At 68.7% G+C, this 24508-nt stretch carries 23 protein-coding genes; 15 read left to right on the top strand and 8 right to left on the bottom strand.

Annotation, left to right across the window (positions count from 1 at the left end; translation table 11 throughout):
- The first annotated feature begins 85 nt into the window (after positions 1-85).
- The 5 genes from BLS50_RS22425 to BLS50_RS22405 all read left to right on the top strand — a co-directional run bounded on the left by BLS50_RS22425 (position 86) and on the right by BLS50_RS22405 (position 6274).
- A complete protein-coding gene (locus BLS50_RS22425) occupies positions 86-724 on the top strand; it encodes a LysE family translocator (RefSeq protein ID WP_011548348.1) in 639 nt (212 codons plus the stop codon).
- A gap of 426 nt (positions 725-1150) precedes the next feature.
- Positions 1151-1942, top strand: a complete 792-nt coding sequence (locus BLS50_RS22420) for a DUF3348 domain-containing protein (RefSeq protein ID WP_074804152.1) — start codon at positions 1151-1153, stop codon at positions 1940-1942.
- Between the two features lie 10 nt (positions 1943-1952).
- Positions 1953-5000 carry a DUF802 domain-containing protein gene (locus BLS50_RS22415; protein WP_074804150.1) on the top strand — a complete coding sequence of 1016 codons (3048 nt, stop codon included), beginning with the start codon at positions 1953-1955 and terminating at the stop codon, positions 4998-5000.
- 3 nt (positions 5001-5003) lie between these two features.
- A complete protein-coding gene (locus BLS50_RS22410; protein ID WP_006479648.1) occupies positions 5004-5648 on the top strand; it encodes an OmpA family protein in 645 nt (214 codons plus the stop codon).
- On the top strand, positions 5645-6274 hold the full coding sequence (locus tag BLS50_RS22405; RefSeq protein WP_074804148.1) for a DUF2894 domain-containing protein: 630 nt from the start codon (positions 5645-5647) through the stop codon (positions 6272-6274). Before BLS50_RS22410 ends, BLS50_RS22405 begins: the two co-directional genes overlap by 4 nt.
- Before the next feature lie 32 nt (positions 6275-6306).
- Here BLS50_RS22405 and BLS50_RS22400 read toward each other — a convergent pair whose 3' ends face one another.
- Together BLS50_RS22400 and BLS50_RS22395 are read right to left on the bottom strand one after the other, a co-directional pair.
- Positions 6307-6879, bottom strand: a complete 573-nt coding sequence (locus tag BLS50_RS22400) for an NADPH-dependent FMN reductase (RefSeq protein ID WP_074804146.1) — start codon at positions 6877-6879, stop codon at positions 6307-6309.
- A 53-nt stretch (positions 6880-6932) separates the two neighbouring features.
- A complete protein-coding gene (locus tag BLS50_RS22395) occupies positions 6933-7637 on the bottom strand; it encodes a histone acetyltransferase (protein WP_171984435.1) in 705 nt (234 codons plus the stop codon).
- Here BLS50_RS22395 and BLS50_RS36025 point away from each other — a divergent pair.
- Positions 7636-7884 (top strand): hypothetical protein, encoded by a 249-nt coding sequence (locus BLS50_RS36025; RefSeq protein WP_124591469.1) that lies wholly within the window; start codon positions 7636-7638, stop codon positions 7882-7884. The genes BLS50_RS22395 and BLS50_RS36025 overlap by 2 nt on opposite strands.
- A gap of 443 nt (positions 7885-8327) precedes the next feature.
- The gene (gene cml / locus BLS50_RS22390) at positions 8328-9527 is read left to right on the top strand and encodes a CmlA/FloR family chloramphenicol efflux MFS transporter (RefSeq protein ID WP_074804142.1); all 1200 of its coding nucleotides are present in this window, start codon (positions 8328-8330) and stop codon (positions 9525-9527) included.
- Between the two features lie 62 nt (positions 9528-9589).
- Here cml and BLS50_RS22385 read toward each other — a convergent pair whose 3' ends face one another.
- Together BLS50_RS22385 and BLS50_RS36390 are read right to left on the bottom strand one after the other, a co-directional pair.
- Positions 9590-10873, bottom strand: coding sequence for an isoprenylcysteine carboxylmethyltransferase family protein (locus tag BLS50_RS22385; protein WP_012338610.1), 1284 nt, complete (start codon positions 10871-10873; stop codon positions 9590-9592).
- Positions 10874-11000: 127 nt separating this feature from the next.
- On the bottom strand, positions 11001-13223 hold the full coding sequence (locus BLS50_RS36390; RefSeq protein ID WP_074804140.1) for a collagen-like triple helix repeat-containing protein: 2223 nt from the start codon (positions 13221-13223) through the stop codon (positions 11001-11003).
- 364 nt (positions 13224-13587) lie between these two features.
- Here BLS50_RS36390 and BLS50_RS22375 point away from each other — a divergent pair, with 364 nt between their 5' ends.
- A complete protein-coding gene (locus BLS50_RS22375) occupies positions 13588-13986 on the top strand; it encodes a carboxymuconolactone decarboxylase family protein (protein WP_027810390.1) in 399 nt (132 codons plus the stop codon).
- A gap of 57 nt (positions 13987-14043) precedes the next feature.
- Here BLS50_RS22375 and BLS50_RS22370 read toward each other — a convergent pair whose 3' ends face one another.
- Genes BLS50_RS22370 through BLS50_RS22360 form a run of 3 tightly spaced genes read right to left on the bottom strand, consistent with a single transcriptional unit; the run spans position 14044 to position 17526 of the window.
- The gene (locus tag BLS50_RS22370) at positions 14044-15027 is read right to left on the bottom strand and encodes an alpha/beta fold hydrolase (RefSeq protein WP_074804138.1); all 984 of its coding nucleotides are present in this window, start codon (positions 15025-15027) and stop codon (positions 14044-14046) included.
- 7 nt (positions 15028-15034) lie between these two features.
- A complete protein-coding gene (locus BLS50_RS22365; protein WP_074804136.1) occupies positions 15035-16627 on the bottom strand; it encodes a flavin-containing monooxygenase in 1593 nt (530 codons plus the stop codon).
- Positions 16624-17526: an SDR family NAD(P)-dependent oxidoreductase gene (locus BLS50_RS22360; protein ID WP_074804134.1), complete on the bottom strand. Its 903-nt coding sequence runs from the start codon at positions 17524-17526 to the stop codon at positions 16624-16626. The genes BLS50_RS22365 and BLS50_RS22360 overlap by 4 nt, the downstream gene beginning before the upstream one ends.
- Positions 17527-17613: 87 nt before the next feature.
- On the opposite strand from BLS50_RS22360, the gene BLS50_RS22355 reads away from it, so the two are divergent.
- From BLS50_RS22355 to BLS50_RS22340, 4 genes are all read left to right on the top strand, one after another.
- Entirely contained in the window at positions 17614-18270 is a 657-nt protein-coding gene (locus BLS50_RS22355; protein ID WP_006479640.1) for a TetR/AcrR family transcriptional regulator, read from the top strand.
- A 314-nt stretch (positions 18271-18584) separates the two neighbouring features.
- Positions 18585-19067 (top strand): DUF4189 domain-containing protein, encoded by a 483-nt coding sequence (locus tag BLS50_RS22350; protein ID WP_074804132.1) that lies wholly within the window; start codon positions 18585-18587, stop codon positions 19065-19067.
- Positions 19068-19120: 53 nt separating this feature from the next.
- Positions 19121-19558, top strand: coding sequence for a hypothetical protein (locus tag BLS50_RS22345; protein WP_074804130.1), 438 nt, complete (start codon positions 19121-19123; stop codon positions 19556-19558).
- A 172-nt stretch (positions 19559-19730) separates the two neighbouring features.
- Positions 19731-20075 (top strand): hypothetical protein, encoded by a 345-nt coding sequence (locus BLS50_RS22340; RefSeq protein WP_124547969.1) that lies wholly within the window; start codon positions 19731-19733, stop codon positions 20073-20075.
- Between the two features lie 97 nt (positions 20076-20172).
- Here the strand turns inward: BLS50_RS22340 and BLS50_RS22335 are convergent, their stop codons facing one another.
- Positions 20173-21114, bottom strand: a complete 942-nt coding sequence (locus tag BLS50_RS22335; RefSeq protein WP_074804129.1) for a LysR family transcriptional regulator — start codon at positions 21112-21114, stop codon at positions 20173-20175.
- A gap of 126 nt (positions 21115-21240) precedes the next feature.
- On the opposite strand from BLS50_RS22335, the gene BLS50_RS22330 reads away from it, so the two are divergent.
- The 3 genes from BLS50_RS22330 to BLS50_RS22320 all read left to right on the top strand — a co-directional run bounded on the left by BLS50_RS22330 (position 21241) and on the right by BLS50_RS22320 (position 24308).
- Complete coding sequence (locus BLS50_RS22330) at positions 21241-21885, top strand: glutathione S-transferase family protein (RefSeq protein WP_074804127.1); 645 nt, start codon at positions 21241-21243, stop codon at positions 21883-21885.
- Positions 21886-21920: 35 nt separating this feature from the next.
- A complete protein-coding gene (locus BLS50_RS22325; RefSeq protein ID WP_074804126.1) occupies positions 21921-23984 on the top strand; it encodes a pyridoxamine 5'-phosphate oxidase family protein in 2064 nt (687 codons plus the stop codon).
- Positions 23985-24104: 120 nt separating this feature from the next.
- Entirely contained in the window at positions 24105-24308 is a 204-nt protein-coding gene (locus tag BLS50_RS22320) for a DUF2970 domain-containing protein (RefSeq protein ID WP_006486164.1), read from the top strand.
- Positions 24309-24508 lie beyond the last annotated feature (200 nt).

The following is a 24508-nucleotide window of genomic DNA, read 5'->3' as shown; positions in this document are numbered from 1 at the left end:
CGAAGCGTGCCAGAATCAGCGCTCCGACCGTCGGAAACGACACGCAGGCGCCGGCGCAGCGGCGTCGTTGACCCAGGAGACTTCGATGACCGCATCGGCTGCCGTACTCGCCATCCTCGCTGCGCTGTTTCTCGGCGCGATGATTCCGGGCCCGAGCTTCGTGCTGGTGGCCCGCAACTCGATCGGGCTGTCGCGCCGCGACGGGCTGGCCACCGCACTCGGCATGGGCATCGGCGGCATCGTGTTCGGCGGCGTCGCGCTGGCCGGGCTTTACACGTTGCTGCAGGCCGTCGAATGGCTGTATGTGGGCCTCAAGGTCGCGGGCGGCGTGTACCTGATCTACATGGCGTCGAAGATCTGGCGCGGCGCCGACCGGCCGATCGCGATGGACGATCCGCAGGCGATGGCCGGCGGCAGCGCGCGCAAGTCGTTCTGGACCGGCCTCACGACCCAGCTCAGCAACCCGAAGACGGCGATCTGGTACGGCAGCATCTTCGCGGCGCTGCTCCCGCAGCACCCGCCGCTGTGGTGCTATCTCGCGCTGCCGCCGCTCGTGTTCGCGGTCGAATTCGGCTGGTACACGCTCGTCGCGCTGTGCTTCTCGACGCGCCGGCCGCGCGAACTCTACCTGCGCGCGAAGAAGTGGGTCGACCGCATCGCGGCCGGCGCGATCACGCTGCTCGGGCTGCGGCTGATCCTGAATGCGCCGAAAGCGGGGATCTGAGGGCTTCTCTTTCTCTATCAGCACGTGGCGGCGGCCGGCCGTGGCCGTCGCCGGTTAGCGGCGGGCACCGCCCGCGCCGCTCGCCCGAGCGCGCGTCGGCTTCCCGAATTCCAGGATTACCGGTTCATCGTCAGGCCATGGTCAGGCGCGGCTTGCGGAATGCCCGCCCCCCGTCGTGGCGGCTCGGCCCCTTCATCGTTCACGCCGGCTCGGCACTGCAAACGCACAACGCATGGCTTCCCGATGGCGCGACCGCTCGCCGGCCGCCGCCTCCCATGTTTTCCGCTCGTCCCCACCGCCCGCCGAGCCTTGCGCGACGGGCGTTCCCGTGTATCGCGCGGCACGCCGAACCGCGCCGCTTCCCCGATTCTGGCGGCCGACCGCCCGACGACGTGTAAACTGCTGCCTTTTTTGACGGTTTGCAGCATGGTGCAAGCATCTCCGCGCCCGGCGTTGAGCGGTCCGACGCTCGTCCGGCTGCTCGCGCGCCTGGCCGATGCCGACGTCGCGGAATCCCGGCAGACGCTGTCCGACCGGCTGAGCCAGTGGCTCGGCTGGACCGACGCGATCACGCTGTCGTCCGCGTTGAATGCGAGCCCGCCGGGTGTCGCGGCCGGCGTGCGCGGCTACGACGCCGAGCGCGACTGCGCGCGCGTGCGCCACGACCTCGCGCAGGCGATCACGGCCACCCAGCGGCCGCGCGCGCGGCGGCGGCCGGGCGACCTGCCGCCGCCGGCCGCCGATACGGCCGATTTCGCGGATTTCCGCCAGCGGTATCTGACCCTCCAGCAGGACATGGAAACGGCGATCGGCCAGTTGCGCGGCCGCCTGCGCGTCGCGCTCGCCGCGCGCTCGTCCGGGATGGCGCGGCTCGCGACGCTCGACACGATCATGGAGCGCGTGCTCGGCGCGCGCGAGCGCAGCCTGCTGTCGGCCATACCCGCGCTGCTCGGCACGCGCTTCGCGCGGCTGCGCGAAGCGGAGCGGCAGGCGCTGGCCGAGGCTGAAGCCGTGGCCGCGGCCGCCGCTGCGCCCGACGCCGACGCATCCGCTTCGGCCGATGAGGGCACGGCGGCCGACACCCCGACCGTCGCGGCGATCGTGCCCGGCGCATGGCTCGATACGTTTCGCGACGAGATGCACAGCATCCTGCTTGCCGAACTCGAAGTCCGGTTTCAAACGGTAGACGGGCTGCTCGCGGCCCTTCGCACCTGCTAATCAACACGCTATGTCCAGAATTCGCCTTGATCTCGTTGTCTTCGTCGCCGGTCTGCTCGCTGTGGGCTGGATCGGTGTCGGCTATGTCGCGTCGAACCCGCTGGCGGCGGCCGTCACGCTGCTGATCGGCGCATGCTACGTCGCCGGCGCATGGGAGCTGCTGCGCTACCGGCAGGCGACCGCCACGCTGTCGCACGCGGTCGCCGGCCTGAGCTCGCCGCCCGCGACGCTCGACCCGTGGCTCGACACGCTGCATCCGGGCCTGCGCGGCGCGGTGCGCGCCCGGGTCGAAGGCGCGCGCGTCGCGCTGCCGGGCCCGGCGCTCACGCCTTACCTCGTCGGCCTGCTGGTGCTGCTCGGCATGCTCGGCACGCTGCTCGGGATGGTCGTCACGCTGAAGGGCACGGGCGCCGCGCTCGAGAGCGCGACCGATCTCGATGCGATCCGTGCGTCGCTGATCGCGCCGGTGAAGGGGCTCGGGTTCGCGTTCGGCACGTCGATCGCCGGTGTCGCGACGTCCGCGATGCTCGGGCTGCTGTCCGCGCTCGTGCGCCGCGAGCGGATCGACGCGGCCCAGCAGCTCGACGCGAAGATCGCGACGACGCTGCGCGTGCATTCGTCCGCGCACCAGCGCGACGAATCGTTCCGGCTGCTGCAGCGCCAGGCCGACGTGATGCCGGCGCTGGTCGACCGGTTGCAGACGATGATGACGACGCTCGAGGCGCGCAGCGTCGCGTTGCACGATCGTCAGATCGAAAGCCAGCAGGCATTTTTCGACCGGACCGAGCGGGCGTATGCGGGCCTGGCGTCGAACGTCGGCGACGCGCTGAAGGAAAGCGCCGCCGAAAGCGCGCGCGTGGCCGGCGCCGCGCTGCAGCCGGTCGTCGCCGCGACGATGACGGGGCTCGCGCAGGAGATGGCCGCGCTGCGCGATACCGTGACGGGCGCGGTGCAGCGTCAGCTCGACGGGCTGACGGACGGCTTCGAGAAGACCACCGGCAACGTGACGGCCGTATGGAACCGCGCGCTCGACGAACAGCGCCGCGCGGGCGACGCCGTCGCGCAGCAATTGCGGACGACGCTCGGCCAGTTCACCGACACGTTCGCGCAACGTTCGTCGGATCTGCTCGACGGCGTCGCGACGCGCCTCGAGTCGACCGAAGGCCGCCTGTCGGACGCATGGCGCGAGGCGCTCGCGCGTCAGGAGCAGGTCGGCGAGACGCTGGCCGGCCAGCATGCGCGCGCGCTGGGCGAGGCCGCCGCGACGTTCGAACGCCATTCGGCCGCGACGCTCGCCGCGATGCGCGAGTCGCACGCGGGTTTGCAGACGCAACTGGCAGCGCGCGACGAAGAACGTCTCGCTGCATGGAACGACTCGCTGGCCGCGATGGCCGCGAAGCTCGGCGACGAATGGCAGCGTGCGGGCGCGCATAGCGCGGGCCGTCAGCAGGAAATCTGCGACGCATTGGCGCAAACGACGCGTGATCTCGCGGCACAGGCATCGACGTTCGAACAACGCTCGACCGATCTGCTGTCGACGATTCGCGATTCGCACACCGGTCTGCAATCGCAACTGGCCGCACGCGACGAAGAACGCCTGTCCGCATGGAACGACTCGCTGGCCGCGATGGCCGCGAAGCTCGGTGAAGAATGGCAGCGCGCGGGCATGCATAGCGCCGGCCGTCAGCAGGAAATCTGCGACGCACTCGCGCAAACGACGCGCGACCTCGCCGCACAGGCGTCGACGTTCGAACAACGCTCGAACGATCTGTTGTCGACGATTCGCGATTCGCATACCGGTCTGCAATCGCAACTGGCCGCACGCGACGAAGAACGCCTGTCCGCATGGAACGAGTCGCTAGCCGCGATGGCCACGAGGCTCGGTGAAGAATGGCAGCGCGCAGGCGTGCACAGCGCAGGCCGCCAGCAGGAAATCTGCGACGCGCTTGCGCAAACGACGCGCGATCTGGCAGCACAGGCTTCGACGTTCGAACAACGCTCGAACGATCTGTTGTCGACGATTCGCGATTCGCACACGGGCCTCCAATCGCAACTCGCTGCACGCGACGAAGAACGTTTGTCTGCATGGAACGAATCGCTGGCCGCGATGGCCACGAAGCTCGGCGAAGAATGGCAGCGCGCAGGCGTACATAGCGCCGGCCGTCAGCAGGAAATCTGCGACGCGCTCGCGCAAACGACGCGCGATCTCGCCGCACAAGCGTCGACGTTCGAACAACGCTCGACCGATCTGCTGACGACGATCCGCGAATCGCACGCAGGCCTCCAGTCGCAACTCGCCGCACGCGACGAAGCCCGCCTCGCCGCCTGGAACGATTCGCTCGCCGCGATGGCCGCCGCGCTGCGCGACGAATGGGCGCAGACGAGCGCGCAGGCCGCGGCGCGCCAGCAGGACATCTGCGACACGCTGACCCGCACCGCGAACGACATCACCGCGCAGGCGCAGGTGCACGCGAGCGACACGATCAACGAAATCGCACGCCTCGTGCAGGCCGCATCGGAAGCGCCGAAGGCCGCGGCCGACGTCGTCGCCGAGCTGCGCCAGCGCCTGTCCGACAGCATGGTGCGCGACACCGCGACGCTTGAGGAGCGCAGCCGCCTGCTCGCGACGCTGGAGACGCTGCTCGGCGCGGTCAACCACGCGTCGACCGAACAGCGCGCCGCGATCGACGCGCTCGTCAGCACGTCGGCCGATCTGCTCGACCGCGTCGGCGCGCGCTTCAACGACACCGTCGATGCCGAAACGCGCAAGCTCGATTCGGTGGCCGCGCAGGTCACGGCCGGGGCCGTCGAAGTGGCGAGCCTCGGCGATGCGTTCGGGATGGCCGTGCAGGTGTTCGGCGAATCGAACGACAAGCTGCTGACGCATCTGCAGCGCATCGAGGCCGCGCTCGAGAAATCGCTCGCGCGCAGCGACGAACAGCTCGAGTACTACGTCGCGCAGGCGCGCGAGGTGATCGACCTGAGCGTGATGTCGCAGAAGCAGATCGTCGAGGACCTGCAACAGCTCGCCGGCCGGCGGGCGAGCGTCGGAGCGTAACGCATGCACGACGAAATCGACGGCGGCGCGCCTTCGGCGCCGGTATGGCCCGCGTTCGCCGACCTGATGTCGGTGCTGCTCGGCGCGTTCGTGCTGATCCTGGTCGGCGTGATCGGCATGCAGCTCCAGCTCACGTCCAAGCTCGAGGAAGCGGTGCGCGCGCGCCAGCTTGAAGCGCAGCAGCGCAAGTCGCTCGAGCAGGCGCTCGCCGGGCCGCTCGCGGCCGGCCGCGTGACGCTCGTGAACGGGCGCATCGGCATCAGCGGCAACGTGCTGTTCGCGCTGAACTCCGATCAGTTGCAGCCCGCGGGCCGTGACCTGCTGAAGACGCTGGCCGGCCCGCTCGCCACCTACCTGAAGACGCGCGACGAGATCCTGATGATCAGCGGCTTCGCGGACGACCAGCAGGTGCACGCGGGCAACCGCCTGTTCGCGGACAACTGGGAACTGTCGGCCAAGCGCGCGTTGACCGTGACGCGCGCGATGATCGATGCCGGTGTGCCGGCGTCGTCGGTGTTCGCGGCCGCGTTCGGTTCCGAACAGCCGGTCAGTTCGAATGCGGACGATGAAGGCCGCGCGAAGAACCGTCGCGTGGAAATCGCGCCGGTGCCGCGCAAGTCGGCGTCGAACGGAGGAAAGGCAAAGTGACGGGCGACGCGACGCAGGTTCGCGCGATGCTCGACGCATGGCGCGAGCAGGGCGCCGATCGACTCGACCCGGTAGGTTTTCATCGGATCGATGCGCTCGAACGGCGCGCGGCCGCGCTCGACGGCGCCGCGCGCGCGTTGCTCGACGCGCGGCTGGCGACGTTGATCGACGGGTTTGCGAAGCGCGTCGCGCGCGCCGACGATGACGCCGAAGTCACGCGCGAGACGGTGCAAGCCGCGACGAGCGTGCCCGCGCGCGGCGCGCTTGCCGCGCTCGTCGAAGGCTTCGCGCGTGATGCGCAGGCCGACCGGCGCGGGCTCGATCCCGAACTGATCGACTACTTCCGCACGATGTGGTCGAAAGTCCGCACGGAACAGCAATACCGCCAGTCGCTCGACCAGGTGCCGCGCAACGCGGGGCCGCTCAATTCGAACAGCCTCGTGCACCGCTCGCTCGCGACGATGCGCGAGCTGTCGCCGGAATACCTGCAGCAGTTCCTGTCGTACGTCGATGCGCTCGCGTGGCTCGAGGATCTCGCCGGCGGCGGTGCGCAGCCCGAGAAGGAAGCGCCGCGTGCAAAGGCGGCCAAACCGGCGAGAAAGACGACGCGCGCGAAGGCGCGATAACCCCACGCCGCACCTTCGGGCGTGTGGGCTACCTAGCTGCCTGACGCCGACGTTTCGATCGCCGTGCGCAGCGCGTGCAATGCATCGACGAGCGCCGACGCGAAAGGCGGATGCGCGGCGATGCCCGCCGCATCGAGCCGGCTTCCGAGGATCGGCAACGCGATCGAGGCGGGCTCGACGATGCGCGCCGACATCACCGACAGCGTTTCCCGCAGCGCCGCGTCCGCATGCGTCGCGCGCGGCGACGCGTTCAATACCGCGACCGGCTTGTACACGACGGCCTCGCATCCCACGACCCAGTCCAGCGCGTTCTTCATCACGCCCGTTACGCCGTGCGCGTATTCCGGGCTGGCGATCAGCACGCCGTCGGCCGCGTTCAGACGGTCGATCAGATCGCGCACCGCGGTGGGCGTCGGGTATTCGGCATCGGGATTGAACAGCGGGAATTCGCCGAGACGATCGAAGCGGGCGATGCGCATGCCGCGCGGGGCAACGCGTGCGGCTGCATCGAGCAGCGCCGCGTTGTACGACTGCGCGCGCAAGCTGCCGCATAGCGCGACGATGTCGAGGGAGCGCTTGGAATCGGTTCGGGTTTCGTTGGCCATCGCGGAACGGGGGGTAGGTGGCTCGCGCGGCGGCGGCGCGCGGCTCCGGCGAATTATCGCATCGGTGCGTGAGCCACATGAGTCACGTGAGCCGTACGAGCGACGGGCCGCGCGTGGCCGACGCTTCGCACGGAATGTCGTTCGTGTTCGCCGCGCCACACGTTCACGTTCGCATATTCGGCGGCATCGACGCCGGTCATTCCGGTAGCTTGTGCCAGTTCACCGAGGGTCCATCCGTTGCCGAGCAACAACCGCCGCGTATGCAGCGCGCCGTGCACCTCGTCGGCCACGGTTTCGCCGAGATAGCGCAGCGCGCGGCCCTCGACATCGACGAAGCCATGCCGGTAATCGTGCGCGAGCGCGGTCCACAGCCGCGCGGCGCCGACTGACTGGCGTGCGCCGCTGATCAGGCACAGGCCCGCGTCGAGCCCCCAGCGGTACAGCGTCGTCGCGAGGCCCTTGCGTTGGGCCGAGCCGCGCAGCCGCGTGTGCGGCGCGCGCAGGTAGCGGTCGGCGCGGCGCGGCAGTTCGGGCAGGCGGTTGAACACCGTATAGCCGGCGAGCTGGCGCGCGGCTGGATCTTCGACGTACAGGAAGTATTCGCCGTCCGCCTCGCGGTGGCGGACGATCAGGCCCGAGCGGCCGAGCGCGATGGCTGGCAGCCCATGCAGGCGATGGCCCGGCTGGTGGAGACGTTCATACAGGGTGTCGAGTTCGTCGTCGATGTCGTGCTGGGAATGCTGTACGTCGATACGCATGGCAAAAGGCGCCCGTCTCGGGCGCATCGAGAAAGGGATTCATGGCAACGGGGAAACGGAAATGGAAGCGGCCCCCGGGCTCGGCGAAGCGAGCCGGGGCCGCGAATCAGCTGGGGATGTGCTGGAAACCGGCGGCGATCGCGGCGAGGCCCGCGATGCAGAGTGCGAACAGGATCAGGACTTTGTGGATCACGCCTCTTTCCTCATGAATGCGCGGCGCCGGCGGGCGGCATCGCGGAGACGGTGAGCGGCGGGCACGGCCCGCACGGCCGTCGTGCGGGACGACGGTCGGGTGTCCGGCGACGGATCGTACGCGGACGGCCAGCACCATACGCGACGCACCGGGGGCGGGCAATCGGACTGGCGGAGAAAAGCGACGAAAAGCGGAGAATCGCGGTGTTTCGCGACAATTGGCCGCATGAGGGGGCTGTGGACACGCCATGATTCGCCACGAAGTCCGCGGTTGATCGCGTAGCGGTTTCCGACAGCACCCTCCATTCATGCCGCGAGATCGCATACACTTCACCGCGAACGAACCCCACAAGGATCTGACCATGGGAGCGGGCCCGTCCACGGATCGCTGAGCCGCAACAACGTGCTTCACCCGGTTGTTGCGGCGATCTCCTCTCGTCGATGACTCAGCAGGCAGATTGCCGCCGGATTTCCCTTTTTCCGAGCGGATGTTTCGTCATGCCTGATCAAACCCGAACCACGCCCGCATGGGCTTACTCGTTGCCGTCGGCCCTGCTGCTGATGGCCCCTTTCGATCTCCTCGCGTCGCTGGCGATGGACGTGTATCTGCCGGTGGTTCCGGAGATGCCGTCGGCGCTGCACACGTCGCCCGCCATGGTGCAACTGACGCTGAGCGTCTACATGGTCGTCCTCGGCCTGGGCCAGTTGATGTTCGGCCCGCTGTCGGACCGGCTCGGACGTCGACCCGTGCTCCTGGGCGGTGCGCTACTGTTCTCGGTGGCTTCGCTGGCGCTTGCAATGGCGGGCAGCGGCGGCGTGTTCGTCGCATTGCGCCTGCTGCAGGCGTTGGGCGCGTCCGCAGCGCTCGTGGCGACCTTTGCAACGGTGCGCGACGTGTATGCCGACCGCCCGGAAGGCAGCACCCTCTACAGCCAGTTCGGGGCGATCCTCGCGTTCGTCCCGGCGCTCGGGCCGATGCTCGGCGCAGGCATTGCGCACGGTTTCGGATGGCGCGCGATCTTCATGACCCTCGGCGGCGCCGGATGTCTGGCGTTCTACCGCGCGTTGTCGCGTTGGCACGAAACACGGCAGCAGGCCGGCGGCAAGCCGCGGCAATCCGCCGTATCGATCCTGCGCAGTCCTTCTTTCCTCGTCTATTCGCTCGGTTTCGGCACGTCCATGGGCGCTTTTTTCGTGTTCTTTTCGATTGCGCCGCGTGTGCTGGTCGGACAGGCCGGCTATTCCCGCACCGAATTCAGCGTGGCGTTTGCCACCGTCGCGATCGTGATGATCGGTGCCGCGCGCTTTGCGCGATGGTTCGTGTCGAACTGGGGGATTCCGGGCTGTTTCGTGCGCGGCGCCGGTGTCATGATGGCCGGCGCAACCGCGCTGGCGGCGTGCACGGCCCTGATGGCGCCGTCATTCGTCTCGTTCGTGATGCCGATGTGGATCGTCGCGATCGGCATCGTGCTGATGTCGTCGGTGACGGCGAACGGCGCGCTTCGGGATTTCGACGACGCGGCGGGGACGGCGGTCGCGTTGTATTACTGCGTGCAGAGCCTGATCGTCGGCGGGGCCGGTACGTTCGTGACGCTGGTGCTGCCCGGCGATACGCCGTGGCCGCTGGCGGCGTTTTGTTTCGTCACGCCGACGGCATGCGTCCTCGCGCTCGCCGCATTGAAGCGTACGCGCGGATGAACGCGAATGGGCGCGTTCCCGGCCGGGTCGATGCATCGGCAGCCCGGCCGGGAAGCGGCGCGTCACACCGCCTGCCGCCCACCAAACGCCTGCCTGATCCGCGCGAACAACCCGTGCTGCGCGATCCATTCGGCATACGCGCGATAGTCGGGATCGCGCATCAGGTGACGCTCTTCCGTCTTCGCGCGCGTGTAGTAGATCAGGTTGACGGCGACGAGCCCCGCGCAGTGCATCAGCCCGAGCTGCCAGCCGAGCGGCTCGACGAACGGCACCGACACCATCCAGTACGACAGGTTCTTCGTGATGTAGGCCGGATGCTTCGTGAAGCGGTACGGGCCGGACGTGATGATCCCGCGGTTGGTGAGGTTCGAGAACCGCAGCCCGAACGAGATCGTGCACAGCGCGTAGGTCAACAGCAGCAGGATGATCACCGTGCCCCAGATCACGCGCAGCGTCGGCGCCGACAGCAGCCAGTTGTCCCAGAACATCGAGCCTTCGTAGCGGATGTAGTTGTTCGAGATCAGTGACCAGAACGGCTGGTAGCAGATCAGCGCGGCGACCCAGCCGAGCGTCGTCGGCTCGACGGTGCGCACGTGGCTGTCGAGAATGCGGAACGTGCACAGGTAGCCGACGGTGCCGAACATCAGGTCCATCGTGAACGACAGGTCGTACATGAACACGAAGGTCGCGATCGTCATCGGCGCGTGCATCGCGTTCGCGAGCGACGCGCTCAGGTGATCGGCGTCCTTTGACAGGTAGACGGTCATCAGCGGCAGGAAGAACGCCTTCACGCCCCAGCCGGCCAGCATCTCGCGCACCGGCTTCCAGCTCGCGGGCTGCTCGCGGCGAAACAGGAAGCGGCCCCACAGCAGGTACGCGTCGTCGGTCTCGCGCTGATGGCGGTCCATCCACGCGAAGTAGAACGGCGCGGCGACGATCACGTACGGCGCGAGCGAGCGCAGCAGCGACCAGAACGGCAGGTAGAACGCGCCGTGGTATTCGGGCAGCAGCCAGTAGATCGCGCCGATGCCCGCGTAGATCGACGTCAGCGCGCCGAGCCGCGTCGCGACGCGCGCGATGCCGAGCGGCCGGACGGCCTGCCGTGACAGCCCCGCGCTCGGGCGCAGGTAGACGCGCGAGATGAAGAGTTCGTGCAGCGCGATCGTGCCGATGATCGCGAGGCTCGCGATGACCGCGCGCGTGGCCGCGTCGAGGGCCGGGTGATCGCGCGTGATCCACAGCGCGAAGAGTCCGGCCGTGATGCCGAGCAGGCCGGCGCGGAACGGCGTGGCGGAGCGGGGTGGGCGGTCCGGGGCAGCGACGATGCCGTCGAGCGTGGAGTTCATGATCGGATCCTCGTAGGGATGAGGGCCGGCGCCCCCGCTTGGCGGGTGACGCCGGCCGTCGGCCGGGCTTTGTATGGATGCGCGCCCGGCCATTGGCCTGTCGTTCTGATACGTGATGCGCTACCGCTTACTTCTTGGTGCCGGCGCCCAGCAGACCGCCGAGCAGGTTGGTCACCGGCGACAGCAGGTTGCCGGTGCCGCCCGCGGCGGCGCCGCCCGTGCTGCCGGTCAGGCCGGTCACCACGGAGCCGCTGCCGCCCGGCGTCGTCACGGTGCCTGCTGCGCCGCCGGGGCTGACCGTGCCGGTGGCGCCGGCCGAGCCGGCCGGCGTGCCCAGCGCACCCGTGAGCGTGCCGACCGGGCCGCTCGTCAGCACCCCGCCGAGCGTGCCGGACAGGTTGCCGCCCGGCGTCGTGACGGTGCCGGTGAGGCTCGCGCCGAGCGGCGTCAGCGCGTTGACGAGATTGGTGACCGGCGCCAGCAGGCCGCCGAGGCCTGCGCCACCCGTACCGCTGGTGCCGCCGGTCCCGCTCGTTCCGCCCGTGCCGCTGGTGCCGCTCGAACCGATGCCGCCGAGTGCGCCCGTCACCGTCCCGAGCAGGCCGGTGATCGGTGCGAGCGGGCCGCCGCTGCTGGTGCCGCTGGTGCCGCCCGAACCGCTCGAGCTGCCGCCGCCGAGGCCGCCCGTCAACGTGCCCAGCAGGCCCGTGATCGGCGCGAGCGGATTGCTGCCGCCCGTGCCGCTGCTGGAGCTGCCCGCGTTGTTGTCGTGGACGAGGCCGCCCGTCGACGTCACCGTGTTGCCGAGCTGCGTCACGACGCCGCCGAGGCCCGCGCCGACCGGGTTGTCGGTCGCGCCGCCGACCTTCGTGCCCGCGAGCCCGAGGCCGCTGCCGAGCGTGCTCAGCAGGCCGTTGAGCGGCGTGCCGAGCAGCGTCACGCCGCCGAGCGTCTGCGTGGCGCCCGGCGTCGTGACGCCGCCGGTCAGCGTGTTCGTGATCGGGTTGATCACCTTGCCGAGCTGCGTTTCGAGCTGCTGGACCGGCGAGCTGTTCAGTGCCGTGTTCAGCGCCGATGCGGTCGAGTTGACCGCGGTGCCGACCGTGTTGACGAGGCTGCCGACCAGGGTCGTCGCGGGCGCGAGCGGCGACAGCGGACCGGTGCCGAGACTCGTCACGGCATTGCCGAGGTTGTTGACCGCGCCGCCGGCGCCGGTCAGCAGGCCGGTGGTCGACGTGATCGTCGGCCCGAGCGGGTTCGCCGACACGCCGATCGAGCCCAGGCCGGCCGCGATGCCGTTGCCGAGCGATTGCACGCCGTTGCCGAGGCTGCCGACCGCGTTGCCGATGCTGGTGGCCGTCGTCGGGTTCGTGCCGGGAATCTGCACGCCGCCGATCTGACCGCCGCCGTTCACGACCGTCGTGCCGAGCGCCGTCACGAGGTTGCCGGATTTCTGAAGGACATTGCCGAGCGGGGTGACGCCGGTGCCGGAGGTGCCGGACGTACCCGAGGTACCGGAGGTGCCCGAGGTGCCGGAAGTACCCGACGTACCGGAAGTACCCGAGGTGCCGGAGGTGCCCGAAGTACCGGAGGTGCCCGAAGTACCGGAGGTGCCCGAGGTACCGGAAGTACCCGACGTCCCGGAGGTGCCCGAGGTGCCGGAAGTGCCCGACGTCCCGGAGGTGCCCGAGGTGCCGGAAGTGCCCGAAGTACCGGAGGTGCCTGAGGTACCGGAAGTACCCGAGGTGCCGGAAGTGCCCGAAGTACCGGAAGTGCCCGAAGTACCGGAGGTGCCGGAAGTGCCCGAGGTACCTGAAGTACCCGAGGTGCCGGAAGTGCCCGAGGTACCGGAGGTGCCCGAAGTGCCGGAAGTACCCGAGGTGCCGGAAGTGCCCGAGGTACCGGAGGTGCCCGAAGTACCGGAGGTGCCCGAGGTGCCGGAAGTGCCTGAGGTACCTGAAGTACCCGAGGTGCCGGAAGTGCCCGAGGTGCCGGAAGTGCCTGAGGTACCTGAAGTACCCGAGGTGCCGGAAGTGCCCGAAGTACCGGAAGTACCGGAAGTACCGGAAGTACCGGAAGTACCCGAGGTGCCGGAGGTGCCCGAAGTACCGGAAGTACCCGACGTGCCGGAAGTCCCCGACGACCCCGAAGTCCCCGAACTACCTCCGCCCGACGTCCCCGACGAACCGCCGCCCGACGTCCCCGACGTCCCCGAAGTGCCGCTCGTCCCGGACGTGCTCGGCTTGATCGTCGGCGGGGTCGTCGGTCCATCGACCGAGCCGCAGCCGTACAGCGCGAGCAGTGACGAGACGGCCATCGTTACCGTCGTCTTCTTGAAGAGATTCTGCATGTTGGCCTCGACATTGGAAGTGTGTCCAGGCCTTCTCTGCAAATTCCGCGCCATGACAGGTTTCGGGAAACGGTGTCGCGATTTGTTGCGGAAATCGGGAATATCGATGCGATTTAAACGGAGGAATGGCGGTTTCGCGCGACAGGCGCGCGCGGTGCGCGAGCGTCGCGGCTGCGATGTTCCCGTAAGGCGCCGTAACGCGCGACGGGATGTTACGTAGCGTTCGACCGCCCGTTACGCGACCGGCCGCGAACCGAGGCCCGCATCTTTGACGAAACGCGCCGTCCCGCTGAACATGGTGCGACATCCCCCGGCCGCCGGCGACGCGGCAGCGGCCACGACTTCCAACCACCAGGACACCGACATGAGCGAACAGGACAGGGAATACGGCAAGGCGCGGCGGATCGACGTGATGGGCGAGGCGTTCGTCGAGCGCGCGATGCGCGACCTCGACGGCTTTTCGCGTCCGCTGCAGAACTGGCTGAACGAACATGCGTGGGGCAGCACGTGGCAGCGGGGCGGGATCGACCTGAAGACGCGCAGCCTGTGCACGTGCGCGATGCTGGCGGCGCTCGGCCGCGGCACGGAGCTGAAGGGGCATGTTCGCGGCGCGCTCAACAACGGCGCGAGCCTCGTCGAGATTCGCGAGGTATTGCTGCACAGCGCGCTGTACGCCGGGGCGCCGGCCGCGGTCGAGGCGTTTCGCAACGCGCGCGAAGTGCTCTCGGATCTCGGGCTGTCGATACCCGACGACGAAGCCTGATTCCGTTGCGGCGCCGGCTGCCCGCCACGGAATCAGGCCCCGCTGCGTTGCCGCGAACTACGCGATGCGCACGGGCTGCGCGGCGACGTCGGCCGGCGCGGCGGCGACTTCGAGCAGCCAGTCGGCCGTCGCTTCGGGAATCGTGACCGGCAGCATGTGGCCGCCCTCGACGACCTTCAACCGCACGCGCGCCGATTTTTTCGCGAGCGCGTCGCCGTGCTCGCGCCAGTTCAGGATCGGATCGGCGCGGCCGTACAGCACGTCGACCGGCAGCGCGAGTTCCGCATAGCGACGCTCCATCGCGGGCAGGTCGACGGGCGCCGACAGCAAGTCCGTGGCCGTCGCGTAGAACACGTGCGGGCGCATCCCGAGCAGGCCGCCGCCCTTGACCGGGAAGTCGCGCGGCACGGCCTCCGGCGCGAACACCTGGCGCACGGCCTTGCGGCCGGTCAGGATCGTCAGCGGGATCGCGAAGGTCCACGACACGAAACGGCGCACGAGCGGCGACGGCAGCATCAGCGGCTTGAACGGCGCGGGCGGCTCGGTCTGCTCATGCGACAGCGGTGCGATCAGCGCGAGCCGGCTCACGCGGTCCGCATGGTTGAGGCCGACCGCGAGCGCGATCGCGCCGCCGAGCGAGTGGCCGACCAGCACGGGCTTGTCGAGCTGCAACGCGTCGATGAACGCGGCGACCGTGCGGGCCTGCGCGAACACGTTCGCCTGCGAGGCCGCGCCGCGCAGCGAGCGGCCGGCGCCCGGGCGGTCGAGCAGGATCACGCGATGCTGCTGCGCGAGCCGCGTGAGCGGCAGGTACGCGAAATTGCGCCATTGCCCCGCGAGCCCGTGGACGAACACGATCGGCGGGCCGTTACCGTATTCGACGTAGTGGATACGATCGCCGTCGATGTCGACGAAGCGGCCTTCGGCCGGGAACGCCCGCGTCACGCGACGGGCCACGTAAGCGGAAAACAGCGCGAGCGCGGCGAGCACCGCGACGACGCCGAGCAGTACGTTCTGGATCAGATGGAGCGTAGGAGTCATGTCGGCCTCAGCGGGTTTCGAGTGCGGGTTCGGCAGCCGGTGCGGTAGCGGCCGGGCCGGTTTGGGCGCGGCGTTCGAAGTGCATCGCGGAATCGGCGAGCGCGCTGAACTTCAGCGACGCGAGATCGAGCACGTAGTTCTGGTGGAATTTCCACGGCTTGCGGTGCCCCTGCTTCGGCAGGATGCCGGCCGCGCGCTGGATGTAGCCCGAGCTCAGATTGACGGCCGGCACGTCGCCGAGATCGCCCGCGCCGAGCCGCGGCACGCACGTGTCGTACCCGTTCGCGCGCATGTGGTTGAGCAGCCGGCACACGTAGCGCGCGATCAGCTCGGCCTTCAGCGTCCACGACGCATTCGTGTAGCCGAACGACGATGCGAGGTTCGGCACGCCGCTGTACATCATCCCCTTGTACGACACCGTCTCCGGCAAATCGACCGCGCGGCCGTCGACCGTCACGCGCGCGCCGCCGAGCATCTTCACCTTCAGCCCGGTCGCGGTGACGATCACGTCCGCGTCGAGCTGCTGGCCGCTCTTCAACTGGAGGCCGGTCGGCGTGAAGCGCTCGATTTCGTCGGTGACGATCGATGCGCGGCCCGCGCGGATCGCCTTGAACAGGTCGCCGTTCGGCACGAGGCACACGCGCTGGTCCCACGGCATGTAGCGCGGCGTCAGGTGCTTCGCGACGTCGAAGTCGGGGCCGAGCTGCTTGCTGGCCGCGCGGATGATGAATTTTTTCGTCTGGTCGGGCTTGCGGCGCGACACGTTGTACAGGTACATCGTCAGCAGCACGTTCTTCACGCGCACGAGCCGGTGCGCGAGCCGCGACGGCAGCACGCGGCGCAGCGCGTTCGCGATCTTGTCGCGCGCGGGCAGCGACACGATGTAGGTCGGCGAGCGCTGCAGCATCGTCACGTGCTGCGCGTCGGCCGCCATCGACGGCACGAGCGTGACGGCCGTCGCGCCGCTGCCGATCACGACCACGCGCCGGTTCGCGTACGACAGATCCTTCGGCCAGTGCTGCGGATGCACGAGCTGGCCCTCGAACGTGTCCATGCCGGCCCAGTCGGGCAGGTAGCCGGCGTCGTAGTCGTAGTAGCCGCTGCACATGAACAGGAAGCGGCAGGTGTAGACGAGCGCGTCGGTCGCGCCGTCTCGCGTGCGCTCGATGCGCACCGTCCAGCGCGCGCGGTTCGAATCCCAGTCGGCCGCGACGACCTTCTGGCCGTAGCGGATCGTCTTGTCGATGCCGTAGGCGCGCGCGGTGTCGCGGATGTAGTCGAGGATCGTCTGGCCGTCGGAGATCGCCTTGTCGCTGTGCCACGGGCGGAAGCTGTAGCCGAGCGTGAACATGTCGGAATCCGAACGAACACCCGGATAGCGGAACAGGTCCCAGGTGCCGCCGATCGCGTCGCGCGCCTCGACGATCGCCACGCTCGCATGCGGGCAGCGCTGCTTCAGGTGATACGCGGCGCCGATGCCGGACAGGCCGGCGCCGACGATCAGCACGTCGAGGTCGCGGGTATCGTGGTTATCGCCACTGTCGCGGCGGGTGTCGCGGGCGGGCGGCGCGTCGCGCCGGTCGGTCGTCGTCGTGGTCATGCGAGATCCTTGGTCGGCGTGGTGGGGCGCGTGGCCGGGGCGTGCGCGCGTTCGAGGTTGCGTGCGCGGGCGCGGCGCACGTGGCGCAGCATCAGCCACTGGTAACCGGCGCCGAGCAGGCGCGCGATCCGGTCGAGCCGGCGCGCGTCGGCGCCGACGAGCACGCGGCGCGCATTGCGCTCGACGCCCGCGAGGATCTGCCGCGCGGCCTCGTCGGCCGTCGTCGCGTTGATCAGGCGGTTGGCCTGGCGACGATGCGTCGCTTCATCCTGGCCCGTCAGCGCGTGGATGCTGGTATCGACGCGGCCCGCGTCGACGATGCTCGTCGCGACGCCGCCCGGATGCACGCAGGTCGCGCTCACCGGCGCGCCGTCGAGTTCGAGTTCCATCCGCAGCGCTTCGGTGAAGCCGCGCACCGCGAACTTGGTCGCGTTGTACGCGCTTTGCGTCGGCATCGCGACGAGCCCGAACAGGCTCGACGTGTTGACGACGTGGCCGTCGCCTGATGCGCGCAGATGCGGCAGGAACGCCTGCGTGCCATGCACGACGCCCCAGAAATTGATGCCGACGATCCATTCGAGATCGGCGAGGCGCGCGGTTTCGGCGCTGGCGGCCAGTGACACGCCCGCATTGTTGAAGATCAGGTTGACCTTGCCGTGCTCGGCGCGAACGAAATCGGCCCACGCGAACACCGCGTCGCGGTCGGCGACGTCGAGCCGCCGCGTGCTCACGTGCACGCCGTGCTGCGCACACGCGGCCGCCGTGCCGGCGAGCCCGACGTCGTTGACGTCGGCGAGCGCGACCTCGCAGCCGCGCCGCGCCAGTTCGACCGCGAGGCTGCGGCCCATGCCCGAACCGGCGCCCGTGATCGCGGCGACCTTGCCGGAAAACCCCTTCATTCGTCGTCCTCCCGTTCCGCTTGCGCTGCACCGGCGGCGCATCTATTGTGGTGTTGTTCATCACCACTTTAGTTTTCGGGTGTCCTGATGTCAAATAGCGGAATGGAGAAAGCACTCGAAACGGAAAAAAGGGGCCGGGCGTATGGCGGCGTGGCGCCCGAGGTGCGGGCCGCCGAGCGGCGCGACGCATTGATCCGCGCGGCGACGCGCGTGTTCGGCACGGTGGGTTTTCGCAAGGCGACCGTGCGGTCGATCTGCCAGGAAGCGAAGCTGAACGATCGCTATTTCTACGCGGCGTTCGACAGCACCGAGGATCTGTTGCGCTGCACTTACCTGCATCACGCGCAGCAGTTGCATGACGCGGTCGCGCAGGCGGTCGCCGCGCGCGGCGGCGAGCTGCGCGAGCGCGTCGACGCGGGGCTCGCCGCATTCTTCGCGTTTCTGCGCGACCCGTGCGCGGCGCGCGTGCTGCTGCTCGAGGTGATGGGCGTGAGCGCGGATACCGACATGACGTACCAGCGCATGCTGATCGACTTCGGCAAGCTGATCATGGCGATCGGCGCGCCGGGCGAGGCCGTCACGCCTGCCGAGCGCACCGAGCAGCGGCTGATCGGGCTCGCGCTGGTGGGCGCGATGACGAACGTCGGCGCGGCGTGGCTGCTGACCGACTATCGCGATCCGGAGGCGCAGATGATCGCGAGTTGCAGGAAGGTGCTGCTGGGGACGTTGGGAACGGGCAGGTAGCGGGCGTCGGAAACTGCGGCTCGGGCATGAATCCGTCGAAACAACTCAGGTATATTTGCACGCGCATCCAGCCATGAAAGAGGCGGCGTTTGCGAGAGTATCGCCACTTCACAACGGATAGTCAGTACGTTACCGCGCGCGGGGCCGATTGCTCGCGTTCGTCGATTCGCTTTGATTACCGTACCAAACGCGGGGAGCAGGTCGGTACAACGACAAACGGATCAAGGGCTCCATTGGCTATCTCAGCCCATCGAGTACCGTGAAAATCCAGCGACTGGAATAACACGAAAAGCGCTAGACGCGTTACAGAGAACATGCGATCCAAAATTCTTTCAATCGCTTGCCTGGTCGGTATCAGTATCACCGCGCACGCCCAAGTGGCATGTCCGTCAGGCTGGATTCCCTATAGCGCGACGTCTTGTGGCCCGGCCCCCCGCACGCAGGCGGCACCTACACAGCAGGCGCCCACGTTCAGTTTGGCGACGACGTGGGGAGCGATCGCGACCGATGGTGTAAAGGGCGTACTCGGCACGGCCGTCGGCGGGGAAAGCGAACGCGGAGCCGCGCGCACGGCGATGGCAGATTGCCAGGCCAAGGGCGGGGCTACCTGCAAAGTTCAGTTGACCTACTCCAACGGCTGCGGAGCCATGATCGTTGGAAGCAAAGGATTCAGTACGGCCGGTGCTGGCACCAGGGAAGAAGCCATACAGAAAGGCATGGCGATCTGCCAGACGGATGGCGATACCGCGTGCCGTCTCTATTACACCGATTGCAGCCTGCCCAAAAGCGCTCGCTAGCGGGCAGTTGTCGACCCGGAGCTGGCGCTCGGGCATATGCGGGAACCTCGAACATGAAGCACTTCAACACCCGCCTTCTCCTGTTGAGCGTTGCGACGTCGTTTGCATCGTCCGTTTCCGCGAGCGGCCATTTGCCGCCGGTGGAGATGCTGCCGCAATCGTTCGCCAGTTTCGACGCATGCGTCGAGCATCTTCGTCAGTTGTACGCGCACGACCTCGGCGCGAAGCAGGGGCCTCAACAGATCGAGGGCGGCGCGACGCGCGAGGCCGTTGTCGATACCAAGGGCGTCGTAACCAACGAGCGCGATGAAGCGCATTACGACGCCGAATTGGGTTGGTCGATTCGCAAGCCCGGCGGTGATGCCGTCGGCAATCGCTGGATGCAGACGAACTACAACTTCGAGCGCTGGAGCCGGACCTGTCGGGGCGCTTCGTTGACCGGCACAATGGAAAGCGGCTTCACGTCACCGTCGGTCGAGCCGTTACGTTAGGGTGGCGCCGTGGTGGATGTGGAACGATTCCGCTTCATCGCTGCGGTTGTCATGAGGGATCGATGGTCCCGCGATCCATTGCAATAGGGAGCGGGCTGACGTCATCGACCAGGGAGTGATCGTGAGAGCAAGGTATGTCGACTACAACGGCCGATATTTCGTATGCGTCAGTGTGGCAGTTTTTCTGATGGTGTCGTTCGGGTCGGTGATGACGGTGGTTGACATATCGAATCTGGTCCGCCGGCCGTCGGATGAACTGACGACGATGGCATTCTATTGGGGCTATCTGTTGCTTCCTGCGGTCTTGCTTTGGGCGATGCATTCCGCCGGGATGCTCGAGAAATCCCGCTTCGCCTTCTCGTTGATCGCCCTAACCCTGCTGTGTGCCTGCTTCGTCTGGAGCGCAGCCCATGAACGGAGCGCTTGGGTCTGGGTCGCGTATTGGCCAGCCTGTGTGGCTTGCCTGTTGCTCGCGATGTTGGCGCATTGGGTGCGCAGACGAACCAATAAAATCTGATGCAGCGTCTGCTGACGATACCGGCGGAGCGGCTCGCCGTTATCGGCGAATGCGCTGTCGTCGAATACCGTAAGCGCGCAATGAACCACGCGGCTTGCTACTTCGACCGTGAGCGCTTTGTCGTAGGCGCTGTCGGCGCTCCCCCCAGCTTCCCCTTCATCGCCTCGACAAACGCTCGCACCTTCGGCGAAGGCAGCCGCGTCGACGGATACACCGCGTGGATCCCCGCCGGCGCCGTACGCCAGCCAGGCAGCAGCCGCACGAGCCGGCCCGCCGCGACATCATCCGCGGTCGAGAAATCCGTCAGCAGCCCGAAGCCGCCGCCCGCGAGCACGATCGCGCGGCACGCGGTCGCGGTGTTCGACACGACCGGCGCGACGCAGCGCACCGATGCGTGGCCGCCGCGCGCATCGTCGAGATCGAGCGTATGCGGGCGCGGCAGCGACGACAGCATCACGAACGGCAGCGCGGCAAGCGCATCGGGGTCGCGCGGCAGCCCGTGTCGCGCGATGAACGCCGGGCTCGCGACCAGCCATTTCTCGTAGGTGCCGAGCTGCACCGCGCGATAGTTGGAATCGGCAAGCCGCCCGATGCGGATCGCGACGTCGAGGTTGTCCGCGACGAGATCGACCACGCGGTCGTTCGCGACCAGTTCGACGGCGAGCGCCGGATGCCGGTCGCGCAGCGCGACGACGGCCGGTGCGACCACCAGCGCGCCATAGTCGATCGGCACGCTCACGCGCAGCGTGCCGCGCAGCGGCCCGGCGTCGGAGGACACCGCGTCGAGCGCGGCTTCGGTCGCGCGCACGATGTCGCGGCACGCGTCGTAGAACACGCGTCCCGCGTCGGTCACGCTCAGCCGCCGCGTCGTGCGCACCAGCAGGTTCGCGCCGACCTCGGATTCGAGGCGCTGCATGTGCGTGCTGACGACCGTCTTCGCGAGGCCGAGTCGCTCGGCCGCGGCCGTCAGCGAGCCGGCTTCGACCACCGCGACGAAGATCGCCAGCCGGTTCAGGTTCACGTCGCGCAGATCGGCCATCGTCGATTGTCCTATGAAAGCGGATAATGTTTCAGTGATTATCCGTCTTCTGGCGACGAACGGCGAGCGTTACGCTGGAGCCGTTCGTCGCCGATCCCCGGCGGCGCGAGATTCCGGAGTGTTTCCATGTCTGCCGCCAGCAAGCCCGCCTCGCCGATCCGCGTCTATTCGTTCCTGCTGTCCGGGCACGCGCACCGTGTCCGGTTGTTCCTGTCGCTGCTCGGGTTGCCGTCGAAGACCATCGACGTCGATCTCGCGGCCGGCGCGCAGCGCGAACCGGCGTTTCTCGCATTGAATCCGCTCGGGCAGGTGCCGGTGATCGACGACGGCGGCACCGTGATCGCCGATTCGAACGCGATCCTCGTGTATCTCGCGAAGCGCTACGGCGACGCGCACTGGCTGCCCGACGACCCGGTCGGCGCGGCCGTCGTGCAGCGCTGGCTGTCGTACGCGGCCGGCCCGATCGCGTCGGGTCCGGCCGCTGCGCGGCTCGTGACCGTGTTCGGCGCCCAGCTCGACCCGGAAGCGGCCAAGCGCACGGCCGCGAAGGTGCTCGACGTGATCGATCGCGAACTGGCCGGCAAGCCGTTCGCGGCCGGCACGCAGCCGACGATCGCGGACATCGCCGCGTACACGTACATCGCGCACGCACCGGAAGGCGGCGTGTCGCTCGAACCGTATCCGCACGTGCGTGCATGGCTGGCGCGTATCGAGGCGTTGCCGGGCTTCGTCGCGATGCCGACGACGCGCGCGGGCCTGCTCGCCGCTTGACGCTTACTGCCACCGCGCCTGTTCAGGAGAACGTGATGAATGCGCCGACCGCCGTCGTACCGGGCTGGGAACTCGACACCGCGCCGTTTCATGCGGGCGAGCTTGCCGTGCAGCAGCGCGCGGGCGTGACGGACGCGGCGAGCGCGGCCGGCCGGCGCGGGATTCGGCGCTTCATGCCGGACCAGCACCGGACGTTTTTCGCGCAACTGCCGTTCTTCGTGCTCGGGGGCGTCGATGCGCACGGCCAGCCGTGGGCGACGCTGCGGGTCGGGGCGCCGGGTTTCGTCACGTCGCCGGACGCCCGCACGCTGCGCATCGCGGCGCCCGCGCTGCCGGGCGATCCGCTGGCCGGCGCATGGCAGGCGGGCGCGCCGCTGGGCGGCCTCGGAATCGAATTCGATACGCGGCGGCGCAATCGCGTGAACGGCGTCGTGCGCGCGGTCGACGGCGATGCGCTGACGATCGCGGTCGAGCAGAGCTTCGGCAATTGCGCGAAGTACATCCAGGGCCGCAAGCCGACCTTCGTCGCGCGGGACGTCGCGGCCGCCGTCGCGCCGGACGTGTCGGACGCGCTGAGCGACGCGGATCGCGCGCTGCTCGCACAGGCCGATACGTTCTTCGTTGCGAGTGCGAACACGTCGGCGGAGGCGGGCGCCGCGCGCGGCGCGGACGTGTCGCATCGCGGCGGGATGCCGGGCTTCGTGCGCGTCGACGATGCGCGTACGTTGACGACGCCCGATTTCAGCGGCAACCGGTTCTTCAATACGCTCGGCAACCTGCAGCACGATCCGCGCGCGGGGCTGCTGTTCATCGATTTCGACAGCGGCGACGTGCTGTATGTCGCCGCGCACGCGGAAATCGTGTGGGACGGGCCGGTCGTCGCGTCGTTCGACGGCGCGCAGCGCGTCGTGCGGTTTCATGTGCGGGAAGTGCGGCGCGTGCGGGCGGTGCTGCCGTTCCGGTGGTCGGCGGTCGAGCGCGCGCCGCAGTTCGCGGCGATGGCGGCGGCAACGGCAACGGCAACGGCAACGGCCGGACCCGCGCCGTCCGCGGTCGCGCCTGCATCGGCACCCGCATGGCGGTCGCTGCGGATCGCGAAGATCGTCGACGAAGCCCGCGCGATCCGGTCGTTCCATTTCGAACCGGCGGATGGCGGTTCATTGCCTGCGTACGAAGCGGGTCAGCATCTGACGCTGCGCATCGCGCTGCCGGGCAGCGACGCGCCCGCGATTCGCAGCTACACGCTGTCCGATGCACCGGGCGGCACGCAGTACCGGATCACCGTGAAGCGTGAAGGGCGCGTATCGGCGTGGCTGCACGATCACGCGCAGGCCGGCATGACGCTCGACGCGCAGATGCCGCGCGGCCGCTTCACGTTCGATCTCGCGAGCCGGCGGCCGGCCGTGCTCGTGTCGGCCGGCATCGGCATCACGCCGATGATCGCGATGCTGCGTCGGGCACTGGCCGACGACACACCGTCGCGCCGTATCGTGTTCGTGCATGGCGCACGCGAAGCGGCCGACCGGCCGTTCGCGGCGGAACTGGTGCGCCTCGCGGCCGCCGATGCACGCGTGTCGCTTCACTGGTTCGACAGTCGTTCTCAAGAAAGCGCGGCGGCGCGGGCAGGCCGCATCGACATCGGGCAACTGAAGCGGGTGCTGTCGTTCGACGACTACGATTTCTATCTGTGCGGGCCGTCGGCCTTCATGCGCGACCTGTACGACGGACTGCGCGCGCTGAACGTGCCCGACGAGCGCATCCGCTTCGAGGCGTTCGGGCCGTCGAGCGTCTCGCGCAGCGCGACCCGCGCGGCTGCCGCGCCTGCGGCGGCAAGCGTGCCGGTCGTGTTCCGGCGCACGGGGCGCGACGCCGCGTGGACGCCTGCCGACGGCACGCTGCTCGAATTCGCGGAAGGGCAGCGCGTGGCCGTGCCGTCCGAATGCCGCGCCGGTTCGTGCGGCACGTGCGCGACGCGCGTGCTGTCCGGCGCGGTGGAATACGAGCAAACGCCCGATGCGCCGGTCGAGCCCGGCTGTGCGCTGCTGTGCGTCGCGCGGCCCGCGCAAGGCGCGACCGAGCCGGTCGTGCTCGACCGCTGACGCGCGTGCGACATGCCGCCGCAGAGGGCCTGCTGCGCGAAAACCGTACGCAACTGCTTCTTTTTTCGGATGCCGTCCGGATCGACGATAGCGTCAACCGATTCGATAAAGGAGCCCATCATGAAACTGCTCGGCATGGTCCGCCTGGTCCTGTGGAGTTTCTTCGGCGTGCGCAACAGCAAGGCGCACGCGACCGATCTCGCGAACGCCAACTTCACGCTGCTGCCGTTCGTCGCGATCCTGCTTGCGCTGCTGGTCGGCGCGGTCATTTACGGTGTCGTGCATCTGGTCGTCGATCCGACCGTGACGATGCAGGGGTTCTGAGCGAACGGCTGATGAACCGGTCGCGGGTCGCCATTCCCGCTCCGGTTCGAGGTCGCCCGACCGGCGGAGGATGACGCTGGTGTCGGCGGCCGACACGCACGACGCGCATCGCGACCGAATCGCCGCCGGCGCCGCCGGCGCCGCCGTTGCCGCCGTCGCCACCGTTATCGCGCCGCCCAAGCCGTCTGTCCCCGTTCCCG

Origin of the sequence: Burkholderia orbicola (assembly GCF_900100915.1) — a bacterium.
GTDB classification, from domain to species: domain Bacteria; phylum Pseudomonadota; class Gammaproteobacteria; order Burkholderiales; family Burkholderiaceae; genus Burkholderia; species Burkholderia orbicola.
Note: the sequence above shows the minus strand (reverse complement) of the source record. Positions and strands in the feature narration are given on the sequence as shown.

Coding starts and splice junctions, on each gene's coding strand:
- BLS50_RS22400 (WP_074804146.1), bottom strand. CDS start 6,879: ATGGCCAACGAAACCCGAACCGATTCCAAGCGCTCCCTCGACATCGTC.
- BLS50_RS22370 (WP_074804138.1), bottom strand. CDS start 15,027: ATGACTCCTACGCTCCATCTGATCCAGAACGTACTGCTCGGCGTCGTC.
- BLS50_RS22320 (WP_006486164.1), top strand. CDS start 24,105: ATGAAACTGCTCGGCATGGTCCGCCTGGTCCTGTGGAGTTTCTTCGGC.
- BLS50_RS22330 (WP_074804127.1), top strand. CDS start 21,241: ATGTCTGCCGCCAGCAAGCCCGCCTCGCCGATCCGCGTCTATTCGTTC.
- BLS50_RS22325 (WP_074804126.1), top strand. CDS start 21,921: ATGAATGCGCCGACCGCCGTCGTACCGGGCTGGGAACTCGACACCGCG.
- BLS50_RS36025 (WP_124591469.1), top strand. CDS start 7,636: ATGGCAAAAGGCGCCCGTCTCGGGCGCATCGAGAAAGGGATTCATGGC.
- BLS50_RS22350 (WP_074804132.1), top strand. CDS start 18,585: ATGCGATCCAAAATTCTTTCAATCGCTTGCCTGGTCGGTATCAGTATC.
- BLS50_RS22395 (WP_171984435.1), bottom strand. CDS start 7,637: ATGCGTATCGACGTACAGCATTCCCAGCACGACATCGACGACGAACTC.
- BLS50_RS22365 (WP_074804136.1), bottom strand. CDS start 16,627: ATGACCACGACGACGACCGACCGGCGCGACGCGCCGCCCGCCCGCGAC.
- BLS50_RS22385 (WP_012338610.1), bottom strand. CDS start 10,873: ATGAACTCCACGCTCGACGGCATCGTCGCTGCCCCGGACCGCCCACCC.
- BLS50_RS22410 (WP_006479648.1), top strand. CDS start 5,004: ATGCACGACGAAATCGACGGCGGCGCGCCTTCGGCGCCGGTATGGCCC.
- BLS50_RS22360 (WP_074804134.1), bottom strand. CDS start 17,526: ATGAAGGGGTTTTCCGGCAAGGTCGCCGCGATCACGGGCGCCGGTTCG.
- BLS50_RS22425 (WP_011548348.1), top strand. CDS start 86: ATGACCGCATCGGCTGCCGTACTCGCCATCCTCGCTGCGCTGTTTCTC.
- BLS50_RS22345 (WP_074804130.1), top strand. CDS start 19,121: ATGAAGCACTTCAACACCCGCCTTCTCCTGTTGAGCGTTGCGACGTCG.
- cml (WP_074804142.1), top strand. CDS start 8,328: ATGCCTGATCAAACCCGAACCACGCCCGCATGGGCTTACTCGTTGCCG.
- BLS50_RS22335 (WP_074804129.1), bottom strand. CDS start 21,114: ATGGCCGATCTGCGCGACGTGAACCTGAACCGGCTGGCGATCTTCGTC.
- BLS50_RS22375 (WP_027810390.1), top strand. CDS start 13,588: ATGAGCGAACAGGACAGGGAATACGGCAAGGCGCGGCGGATCGACGTG.
- BLS50_RS22420 (WP_074804152.1), top strand. CDS start 1,151: ATGGTGCAAGCATCTCCGCGCCCGGCGTTGAGCGGTCCGACGCTCGTC.
- BLS50_RS22415 (WP_074804150.1), top strand. CDS start 1,953: ATGTCCAGAATTCGCCTTGATCTCGTTGTCTTCGTCGCCGGTCTGCTC.
- BLS50_RS22355 (WP_006479640.1), top strand. CDS start 17,614: ATGTCAAATAGCGGAATGGAGAAAGCACTCGAAACGGAAAAAAGGGGC.
- BLS50_RS36390 (WP_074804140.1), bottom strand. CDS start 13,223: ATGCAGAATCTCTTCAAGAAGACGACGGTAACGATGGCCGTCTCGTCA.